Source organism: Pseudomonas sp. LM13, assembly GCF_041381355.1.
GTDB lineage: Bacteria > Pseudomonadota > Gammaproteobacteria > Pseudomonadales > Pseudomonadaceae > Stutzerimonas > Stutzerimonas frequens.
Genome location: NZ_JACBXH010000069.1, coordinates 1 through 9,541, shown reverse-complemented (window position 1 = coordinate 9,541; position 9,541 = coordinate 1). Strand labels below are relative to the sequence as shown.

General features: G+C 57.1%; 8 protein-coding genes, 3 pseudogenes and 1 other annotated feature. Of the genes and pseudogenes, 6 read left to right on the top strand and 5 right to left on the bottom strand.

What is annotated here, in order from left to right:
• The first annotated feature begins 100 nt into the window (after nucleotides 1-100).
• Entirely contained in the window at nucleotides 101-1,042 is a 942-nt protein-coding gene (locus HZR81_RS22700; RefSeq protein WP_500129329.1) for a metallophosphoesterase, read from the top strand.
• A 40-nt stretch (nucleotides 1,043-1,082) separates the two neighbouring features.
• On the opposite strand, the gene HZR81_RS22695 is transcribed toward HZR81_RS22700, so the two are convergent.
• Complete coding sequence (locus tag HZR81_RS22695; protein WP_500129328.1) at nucleotides 1,083-1,652, bottom strand: hypothetical protein; 570 nt, start codon at nucleotides 1,650-1,652, stop codon at nucleotides 1,083-1,085.
• A 310-nt stretch (nucleotides 1,653-1,962) separates the two neighbouring features.
• On the opposite strand from HZR81_RS22695, the pseudogene HZR81_RS22690 reads away from it, so the two are divergent.
• Both HZR81_RS22690 and HZR81_RS22685 read left to right on the top strand, forming a co-directional pair.
• Nucleotides 1,963-3,938: pseudogene (locus tag HZR81_RS22690) on the top strand (type I restriction-modification system subunit M).
• Between the two features lie 321 nt (nucleotides 3,939-4,259).
• Nucleotides 4,260-4,630: pseudogene (locus HZR81_RS22685) on the top strand (transposase); the annotation flags it as partial.
• Nucleotides 4,538-4,638: a sequence feature (AL1L pseudoknot), on the top strand. Its footprint overlaps the pseudogene before it by 93 nt.
• Here the strand turns inward: HZR81_RS22685 and HZR81_RS22680 are convergent.
• The 4 genes and pseudogenes from HZR81_RS22680 to HZR81_RS22665 form a co-directional block, all read right to left on the bottom strand.
• Nucleotides 4,624-4,809, bottom strand: a pseudogene (locus HZR81_RS22680) (recombination directionality factor); the annotation flags it as partial. Its footprint overlaps the feature before it by 15 nt. The pseudogenes HZR81_RS22685 and HZR81_RS22680 overlap by 7 nt on opposite strands.
• A gap of 89 nt (nucleotides 4,810-4,898) precedes the next feature.
• Nucleotides 4,899-5,903: a YqaJ viral recombinase family nuclease gene (locus tag HZR81_RS22675; RefSeq protein ID WP_500129327.1), complete on the bottom strand. Its 1,005-nt coding sequence runs from the start codon at nucleotides 5,901-5,903 to the stop codon at nucleotides 4,899-4,901.
• A gap of 74 nt (nucleotides 5,904-5,977) precedes the next feature.
• Entirely contained in the window at nucleotides 5,978-6,946 is a 969-nt protein-coding gene (locus HZR81_RS22670) for a DUF932 domain-containing protein (protein WP_500129326.1), read from the bottom strand.
• A gap of 94 nt (nucleotides 6,947-7,040) precedes the next feature.
• Entirely contained in the window at nucleotides 7,041-7,370 is a 330-nt protein-coding gene (locus HZR81_RS22665; protein ID WP_100549828.1) for a hypothetical protein, read from the bottom strand.
• A 436-nt stretch (nucleotides 7,371-7,806) separates the two neighbouring features.
• On the opposite strand from HZR81_RS22665, the gene HZR81_RS22660 reads away from it, so the two are divergent.
• The 3 genes from HZR81_RS22660 to HZR81_RS22650 all read left to right on the top strand — a co-directional run.
• Entirely contained in the window at nucleotides 7,807-8,412 is a 606-nt protein-coding gene (locus HZR81_RS22660) for an SH3 domain-containing protein (RefSeq protein ID WP_139375069.1), read from the top strand.
• A gap of 109 nt (nucleotides 8,413-8,521) precedes the next feature.
• Nucleotides 8,522-8,812, top strand: coding sequence for a hypothetical protein (locus HZR81_RS22655; protein ID WP_139375068.1), 291 nt, complete (start codon nucleotides 8,522-8,524; stop codon nucleotides 8,810-8,812).
• A 276-nt stretch (nucleotides 8,813-9,088) separates the two neighbouring features.
• Nucleotides 9,089-9,541, top strand: a 453-nt coding sequence (locus HZR81_RS22650) for a phospholipase D family protein (protein WP_500129325.1), incomplete at its 3' end; no start/stop codon positions are given.

Here is a 9,541-nt window from a genome sequence, read left to right as displayed (position 1 = left end):
CTAATCCTTGCCTCGCCATACTAGAACCCACTTATAGGGGCCACCATAGTCATCAACGATGGCCTCTGGATCTTTCAAACGTTCACCAAGGACGAATCGCATGTACGACCTGATCGGGGACATTCATGGTTACGCGTCGGCGCTTAAATGCCTCCTGCGCGAGCTGGGGTATCAGGAGCAGCAAGGCACCTGGCAGCATCCGGAGCGTAAGGTGATTTTCCTCGGCGACTTCGTTGATCGCGGGCCTGAGCAAGTCGAAACTGTCCAGATCGCCCGGCGCATGGTCGAGGCTGGCCACGCGCTAGCCGTCATGGGCAACCACGAATTCAATGCGGTTGCCTGGGCTACGCCTTGCACAGAACAGCCTGGGGCGTTCCTGCGCGTCCACTCCGATAAGAATCGCGAGCAGCACGACGCCTTCCTTGTTCAGATCGGGGAGGGTTCCCAAGAGCACTTGGACACGATCGAGTGGTTCAAAACGCTGCCCCTTTACCTGGAACTCGAGGGCCTGCGGGTCATTCATGCCTGCTGGCATCCCCAGCAGTTTAAGGCGCTGGCGCCTCACCTGGATCAGCAAACGCGGATTCGCACGGGCTCCTGGCCGGCAGTTTGCACTGACGGCAGCGAAGCCTTTGATGCAGTTGAAACCCTCCTGAAGGGGATGGAGATTCCCTTGCCGCCGGGTTTGCACTTCAAGGATAAGTACGGGCACCAGCGCTCCCGCACTCGCACGCGCTGGTGGCATGAGGGTGAGCAGCTGACCTATCGTGACCTGGCGATGGTCCCGCCTTCTATCATTGAGCAGATCCCCCACGAGCCGGTGCCGGCCGAGCTGCAACCTGGCTACGACGGCAGCAAGCCGTTGTTCATCGGCCATTACTGGATGAGCGGCACGCCGGTGCTGATGACTGACCAAATCGCATGCCTGGATTACAGCATCGCAGGTGAGGATCCCGGCCGGGCCAAACTCTGCGCCTACCGCTGGAGCGGCGAGACGAGGCTGTCGGAGGAGAATTTCGTCTGGGTTGGACGCGAGGCCTGACAAGGCCTCGTCTTGGTTCGCAGAACACAGCTAAGCCAGCTTAGCCCTCCGTCGGCATTTCCTTGGGCTGCCTCGCGTGAATGGTCAGCGTCTTCCTGGCTAACGAAAGATCAACTCTGGTCAGCTCGAACAGGCAGTCGTCAAAGGTCATAGCTGTGAGAAAGTCACCCGTCTGAGGGTCAATCAGCGAGCTGATCTCCTGCGGCTGCATTCTTCGTTCGGCGATCCAGGGATTGCTCTGCTCAAACTTGACCCGAACCTTGATGGTGCCGGTCTCGGAGAAGGTGAGCAGGTATTCCTTGTACCAACGGCCACCAATCTCGTTGTGGTATTGGCCCACGAACTCTGCAGCGTGGTGGTCGGTGGGCATCTCTACCAACGCCAGAACGCGCGACAGATCGCGGCCAGCCACCAGCTCTGTGCCGAAAGAGTCTTGCAGCGCTTTGTGCAGGGCCTGGGCAAGCGTGTAGCCATTCTCCAGATACGTCACCGCGCCCGCTGCGACCCGGTCGTACTCGTCGAAGCAAGCGTTCTCCGCGCAACAAGTGTGCATTGGGTCGGCTTCGAACAAAGCCCTAGAAATCGTATTGGTTGTAGGCACGCCGCGCATAAGTATTCCGTCCTGTGGATGTGTCCGTCATTACAACCGAGGTGCCATAGCGGTGGAAACGCCTTTTCCGCTGCCTCATGTTCGTATGCCAAGTTGCTTTACATGTATAGAGGCGCTTTCACTGGCATCGCTTAGGCATTTGCCCTCTCGGTGTGTCCGGACTGCCGCAAAAGTTTACGTGTGCATCTTGACGGTGTTCACGCACCCGCTGGAGGGGCTTAATGTGCCTCCCAGCGCGGATTCGCATGCGCTCAGTCACATATCACCGGGTTAAACTCACTGGCTTTGCCGTATCTCCAGGAGTTGTAGCGTGAACACGGAAAACCATTCCCAGACGGCCGCTTTTCTCTGGTCGATTGCCGACCTGCTGCGCGGTGACTTCAAGCAGTCCCAGTACGGCCGCATCATCCTGCCGTTCACCCTGCTGCGGCGGATGGAATGTGTGCTGGCGCCGACCAAGGAAGCGGTGATTCGTGAATCCTACGCCCAGGAAGGTCGGCCTGATCTGGTGCGCGAGCGGCTGTTGCTGCGCGCTGCAGGCCAGCAGTTCTTCAATGCCTCCAAGCTGACCCTCGGCACGCTGTCCGACACCCAGACCGCCGCTGACTTGATGAGCTATGTCAGGCCTTCAGCAAGGATGCCCGCGAGATCTTCGAGCACTTCCACTTCGAGGATTTCGTTCAGCAGCTGGCCAGCGCCAACCTGCTGTACCAGGTGGTGCAGCGCTTCGCCGCCACCGACCTCAGCCCCGAGCGCATCAGCAACTTCGGCATGGGCATTATCTTCGAAGAGCTGATCCGTAAGTTCGCCGAAAGCTCCAACGAAACCGCCGGGGAACACTTCACCCCGCGCGACATCGTGCACCTGACCACCTCGCTGGTGATCACCGGGCAGGACGGCAAGCTTAAGCCCAACAGCATCGTCACCATCTATGACCCGACTGCCGGCACCGGCGGCTTTCTCTCCGAGGGCGACGAGTACATTCAGTCCATCAGCGAGAAAGTCACCGTGTCGCTGCACGGCCAGGAGCTCAACCCCGAGTCCTACGCCATCTGCAAGGCGGACATGCTGATCAAGGGTCAGGATGTCGCCAGCATCAAGCTCGGCAACACCCTGTCCAACGATCAGTTAGCCGACAAGCACTTCGACTTCATGCTCAGCAACCCGCCGTTCGGTGTGGAATGGAAGAAGGTGCAGAAGCAGATCACCGACGAGCACAGCCACAAGGGCTTCGACGGTCGCTTCGGCCCCGGCCTGCCGCGTGTGTCCGACGGTTCGCTGCTGTTCCTCCTGCACCTGGTCAGCAAGATGCGTGACCCGCGTGAAGGCGGCTCGCGCATCGGCATCATCCTCAACGGCTCGCCACTGTTTACCGGCGGCGCCGGCTCGGGCGAGTCGGAGATTCGCCGCTACCCGCTGCAGAACGATCTGGTCGAAGCCATCATCGCCCTGCCCACCGACATGTTCTACAACACCGGCATCGCCACCTATGTGTGGGTGCTGAGCAACCACAAGGCCGCTGTGCGCCAGGGCAAGGTGCAGCTGATCGACGGCAGCCAGCACTTCGCCAAGATGCGCAAATCGCTGGGCAGCAAGCGCCAGTACCTCACCGAGGAGCAGATCGACGAGCTGGTGCGCCTGTATGGCCGCTTCGAGGAAACCGCGCAGAGCAAGATCTTCCCCGTCGAAGCCTTTGGCTACCGGCGCATCACTGTCGAGCGGCCGCTGCGCCTGAACTTCCAGACCAGTGCCGAGCGCATCAAGAAAGTGCTGGAAGAAAAAGCCATCGAGAAGATGGATGCCCCGGCCCGCCAGCGCCTGATCGAAGCCCTGCAGGCGATGGACGAAAGCCAGCTGCACCGCAACCGCGAGCAGTTCAGCAAGCTGCTGAAAAAGGCGCTAAGCGCCCACGATGTATCCCCCAGTACACCGGAGCTGAAGGCCATCCTCAATGCCTTGAGCGAGCGCGACCCCGAGGCGGATATCTGCATGGTCAAAGGCCAGCCGGAAGCCGATGCCGGGCTGCGCGACAACGAGAACGTGCCACTGGGCGAGTCGGTGTACGACTACTTCGAGCGCGAAGTAAAACCCCATGTGCCGGATGCCTGGATCGACGAAAGCAAGACGGACGCGCAGGACGGCGAAGTCGGTGTGGTCGGCTTCGAGATTCCCTTTAACCGCCACTTCTACGTGTTCCAGCCACCGCGTCCGCTGGCCGAGATCGACCGCGACCTGAAAGCCTGCACCGACCGTATCAAGCAGATGATTGAGGGGCTGTCGGCATGAGCTTTCCGACATATCCGGCATACAAGGATTCTGGGGTCGAGTGGCTGGGAGCAGTGCCCAAAGATTGGGAGCCAATACCATTTAAATATGTGGCTGAGTTCATAAATGGAATGGCATTTAAACCCGAGCAATGGAGCGAATCAGGCATCCCCATCATACGAATCGAGAATCTGAACAACGGAGAGAGCTTCAACTACTTTGAAGGACCTGTTGAGGGAAGGTATCACGTCAAAACTGGCGATCTTTTGTTTGGCTGGTCTGGGAATCGTGGTGAATCACCCCGGGTTTCGTGGAGGCCTCAACTCTTGAGAAGATGAGGCCATGAGAAAGACTACTACCTACTCCCCTGAAGTCCGTGAGCGTGCTGTGCGCATGGTTCTGGAACACCTGAACGACTATCCGTCCGAGTGGGCAGCCATTGAGGCCATCGCTCCGAAGATTGGCTGTGCCGCGCAAACCCTGCATGGCTGGATTCGTCGCCAGCAGACCGATGCGGGGCAGCGCCCCGGTCAGACCAGTGAAGAGCGCGAGCGCATCAGAGCCCTAGAGCGCGAAAACCGCGAACTGCGTAAGGCAAACGAGATATTGCGCCTGGCCAGTGCGTATTTTGCCCAGGCGGAGCTCGACCGCCGCACCAAGTTCTGAGGGCGTTTGTCGATCAGCATCGTGACCGTCTCGGGGTCGAGTCGATCTTGCTTTGGCGCAGCTCATCGTTGAGTGGATGCGCAAGCCAGCCCTCGCGGCTCTGTACCTGAGAGGTGATGGTGAACTGGTCGTCCTTCTCCGGCAGGCGTTTACCGTTTCTCTCGATAACCTTGCCGATGGAAATCCGCCCCAGCACCGGCGGGGTGATAGCCAGACCTTTAAGCATGGTGGTTCTCCTGAAAACAAAAAAGGCCAGCCACGCAGCGGGGACTGCATGGACTGGCCAAGGGGAAGGGGTAGTAGGGGCGGCGAGAATCAGCCGATCAGGAAGCGCCGGGCACCGGGCTTGAGAAGCGAATATTTGTCGCGCAGGTGAGGCCGGTCCTGGAGCAGCCGGGCCACATCGAAGCCGATGCTGTCCTTGGCTTTGCGCCAACTGACGTAGCCGTTGGTGAACTCTGCTCGTGTGGCCTCGCCCATCGCTTGTTGCAGCATCTGCTTGAGCTGAGCCTCGCGTGCATGCTTTTTATCAATGAACTGGCGCAAGGCCTTGAGCTCGACGTAAGCAGCCGTCAGCGCCGGGTTGTCCCTGAAGTCTACCGTCTGGCCATCGTCTTCTGGATATAGGCAGCGCAATGCCGTTTCAGCCGAGGCCGTCCCGTCAGCGGGTGGCGGAGTGTCGGTCTCGACGTATGTCCAGAACGTGCGCTCCAGCTCGATCAGCCGAGCGATCATTTCCTCGTCGCGCTCGATGCGATGGATTTCCAAGTGCTGACCACCGAGCACAACCGCCACATCCGCGGCTTGCTTGCCGGTGACGGCGAGCTGGTGCATCACCTGTAACTGCACATATTCGGGCACGCCTTCTTTCCAGAGGCGCGCCCCGTTTATGCCGGCTGTCTTGCATTCGAGGATCTGCACATCGTCGGCGCCGATCACTTCGCGGTCGATGTTGGCCAGCATCCAGGACATCTCCGGGTCGGGGTGCTGCAGCACGGCGTTCACACGGCGAACCTTGTTGCCGGTGCGCTTGCCGTAATGCCAGGCCACGATGGGTTCCAGCACATTGCCCCAGTACATCGGGCTTTCGTCATCGTCGGGGTCGGTCTTCGGCAATCCAGTGTCACGCCCGGTCTTCTCCAGCCACAGTTCCAGCTGCGACTTGTAGGGGTTGAGGCCAACGGCGGCAGCGGCATCCGAGCTGCCGATACCGCGTTTGCGCACCTCCAGCCACTCTTCGCGCGGCAGTTCTTTGGTACTGATCAGGCGCAGGGCCGAGCGAGGTTTGCTGGCGTTGCGGTTCAACGAGATTGTGGTCATGTGGTCACCTTGCAGGCGTAAAAAAGCCCGATCAGCACGAAGCTGACCGGGCGATACGATTGAGAGAGAAGTGCTTAGGCTGCGAGCTGCAGGGCGGCGTCCAGAGCGCGTTGCTTGATCTGCGCGCCCTGGCCGAACCAGGCCGAGTCCAGCCTGTACTCGGTGCTGCGAGCTCGTCGTTCATGGTCGACGTACTCGGTTACGGCATTGAGCAGACCCCAGGCCGTGCCGCGTGCTGAGTCCAACTGGCTGCCACGACCACGGCCTTCGTACAGCTCCTGGACTTTGCGCAGGGCACGTTCGTTGGGCAGCTGTTCGGGTAGTTGGCCGGTCGGGCTCACTTCGCACATGACGTTCATGAAAAAGCCCATCGCCTCATGCCACTGCACCTTGCGTTCGGCCAGGTGGCGCATGCGATACATGAAGTCGTCCCATTGCGAGACAGCGATGCCGAGCTGCTTTTTCACCAGGTCGCCGTCGAAGCGAGTGTTGTGCGGCACCTTGATCGCCCGGCTGGTGCCGTCCAGCGCGATGGTCAGGGTGTTGTTGCACACCACGCGAATGGTGGTCGGCGTTGCTGTTGTCGCCAGGGTGCCGTCGCACGACGTGGCCAGTAGCAGGTAGCCGTTGACCTGGTCGTTACCCTTGATGGCCGTGCCTTGCCCTGTACGCGCCAAGGCCCAGAACTTGCGGCCACCTTTGAGCACGCCCGCCGTCTCCAGCTCGTAACCTGACACCTCGGTGAGATCGCGGTAGAACTCCAGCACCTCGCGTGGCTGAACGGTGTGGTAACGCTTGGAGACCACAGACAGCGGGGCCTTGGTGTCCGAGCGATAGAGCACCTTCTGTTCCGGGAAGGAATGGATGGTGCCGAGATGGCCGATGGCGTCCGATTTGAAGTGGACGGGGCTTTCCTGGATCTCCCAGTCCATGCCGGCTTCCCGCTGCCAGACCTCGATGGGCTGCTTCTGCGGAAGGTTATTGCCCAGCCCGTGCCACGGTGTAGCGCCGACATAGGCCATTTGTTCGATGAGATGCGCCATGAGAACGATTCCTTTGAGGGCAAGCCGGCATAAAGCGCCGCGCAGAGCGCAGCACCGGCTGGTGATAGAGGAGAAGGGGAGCAGAGCCGCCTGATCAGGTCGGCAGATTGAAGCGATGCCCGCAGAGCAGGCAGAGGTTGTGGGCCAGGACGTGGCGGTCGAGCTTGTCGCCGAGCTGAGCGCCGAGCGCGCAACCGCCGACGCCGCCGACCAGACCGCCAAAAATGGCGCCCGAGACGGAGCCGATGGTGATGCCAACGGGACCTGCGACAGCGCCAATGGCTGCGCCAGCCTTTCCACCTGCCATTGCAGCACTGACGCCACGTGCAGCACCGCCGACGGTGCCGACTGCGGCGGCAATCTTCATGGCGTGGTGGAAGGAAGCGACTTTGGGGGAGTGACAGCGGGGGCACTGCAATGACATGGAGCGAACCTTCTTGGTAGTGATGTCATTGCGGTGATATAGGGCTGAGATTTTTTTGAATCGAATGACCGCTTTGCAGCTGCGTAACCACGAGTGAAACGGGCTGAAACCGGCCAATAGCGGTCAGTTGTAACCGACAAAAACCGGCCCAAAGCAGGCGCAAGCCTGGCCGCGCATTGAGCTCGGGTTGGTCTTCATGGCATGATCATTATTCTTCTATTAAGATGTTGACGAGGGTTCAAGTCATTAGGCATAGAGCAGCAGCGCATCTCCCAGCTGCACAAATTTAACCAGTATTATTCGTCGAAGAGTGCATAAGTCTTATGCCAGCATCAGATGTGTTCATTCAGCCAAATACCTCTACTATTAATAATTAATTGCGAGGGCGCGATGACGGTGTTCAGGCGCATCCTAAATTTACACCATGAGGACTCCAATGCGCTTGGCATGCTTAATTACAGTCTCTATTGTTACTTTGTCATTAACGCAAGTCGCAATTGCTGAGTATAAATCAAGGAGCCTATTTACCAAGAATTACAAGTGTGTCGTTCATGAGTCCGGTGGTTATTCTCACGCAAATCATAGGCATGAATTAACTAGATTCTCTGAGCGAGAAGAGTATTTCTTAACCCACATTTCTCGACTTCCTCTAGCGGCAGCCAAGGGATTAGCTGGTTCTGAACCAGGCGATCTTAATGGTGATGAGTCTCTTCTTAGGCGGCGTGTTGAAGAGCGATGGTTTACTTCAGAGGATTTTCTTGGCGTCTTTCAGACAGAGAAAAGAGCATACTTTTTGAGAGAAAGTAGCGAAGATCCGTTTTCTGTAAATACATCCAAATCTAATTGCGAGGCGTCGATGCCTAAGCAAGAGGGATATGCATCCACCATTACATGCACAATGAATACTTCGGGCAAGTTTGAGTTTTATCCAGAAACTGGAAGATTCATGATCAGCGACCCAGGTTCTTGGGCAAGTGAAACATCCGAGAATTCTGCTTCTTCATTTTTTTCTTTTGGAACCTGCAAGGAATATTATAACTAATATTTATCATATTTGTGCATGGTATAGGTGGGTAGGCATTCGGGCGATTACGACGAGCTCCTTCTGGCCGATTCCAGGCTGATGCGACAGGCTCTAAGCGGAGAAATTTATGAACGCAAAAATTAGCACCATGTTTGCAGTCTCTTTTCTGGCAGCAATCCCAAATCTATCAGAAGCTGTATGCAGGAAGGCTCAAATTTGTGACGATTATGGAATGAACTGCCAAGTTCAAGATATATGTGATAACAGCTTTGATTTGCCATCTGTAGAAATAGCACCACTAACACCGCTACCATCTACTGAGCTAAAGCCACTGCCATCAGTAGACCTGCCGCCACTTGGAACCACGAAGTGTCAATACATGCAGGTAAACGGTCAATGGCAAAATATCTGCAATTAAGTGCTACCCTGTTCCCCAAGCCGCCGAAATCTGCAACGTGCTGTGTTAGCAGTATCCCATGCTCAAGCACTATTCCGCCTAGCAGATAGCTGAGAAAAAAGCTGAGTGTTACCTCCGCTTTTGGCCGAAAGCGAACGCTTGTGGTAGGCGGCGTTCGGCCAGGAGCGGTCACTCGCAGTGGCCGAAGTAGACCGCCACTAAGTCTGCGAGCATCTTCTAAATTTTCGGCCATTCAGGTAATAATCTCTCTTGTATATTTAAAGGACTGGATCTGCAATGCCAAAGTTTCTCAACACGAGCGCAACGAATTACTACCTTGAAGAGCTGATCAAGAACGCTAAGGATCGGCTGATCCTTATCAGCCCCTTCCTCAAGATCAACGACCGCATTCGCGAGCTTCTTGAAGATAAAAACCGGCTGAAAATTGACGTGCGAATTGTTTATGGCAAGAGCGAACTGCATCCTCAAGAAATCAACTGGTTGAAGAGTCTCACTTTTGTCAGGACAAGCTTCTGCAAAAACCTTCATGCCAAGTGCTACCTCAATGAAGAGATAGCCATCATCACCAGCCTTAACCTTTATGACTTCTCCCAGGTCAACAACAACGAGATGGGCATCCTACTGACCCGGGAGGGAGATCCTGACTGCTTCCGTGATGCCTACGAGGAAGCTCAGCGTATCGTCCGGATAAGTGATGAAGTGCGCATTGCTATGGAAGTGGTCGAGAAG

Bases quoted from the DNA above. Each gene is read 5' to 3' on its own strand.
- HZR81_RS22700 (WP_500129329.1), top strand. From the start codon at position 101: ATGTACGACCTGATCGGGGACATTCATGGTTACGCGTCGGCGCTTAAA.
- HZR81_RS22695 (WP_500129328.1), bottom strand. From the start codon at position 1,652: ATGCGCGGCGTGCCTACAACCAATACGATTTCTAGGGCTTTGTTCGAA.
- HZR81_RS22675 (WP_500129327.1), bottom strand. From the start codon at position 5,903: ATGACCACAATCTCGTTGAACCGCAACGCCAGCAAACCTCGCTCGGCC.
- HZR81_RS22670 (WP_500129326.1), bottom strand. From the start codon at position 6,946: ATGGCGCATCTCATCGAACAAATGGCCTATGTCGGCGCTACACCGTGG.
- HZR81_RS22665 (WP_100549828.1), bottom strand. From the start codon at position 7,370: ATGTCATTGCAGTGCCCCCGCTGTCACTCCCCCAAAGTCGCTTCCTTC.
- HZR81_RS22660 (WP_139375069.1), top strand. From the start codon at position 7,807: ATGCGCTTGGCATGCTTAATTACAGTCTCTATTGTTACTTTGTCATTA.
- HZR81_RS22655 (WP_139375068.1), top strand. From the start codon at position 8,522: ATGAACGCAAAAATTAGCACCATGTTTGCAGTCTCTTTTCTGGCAGCA.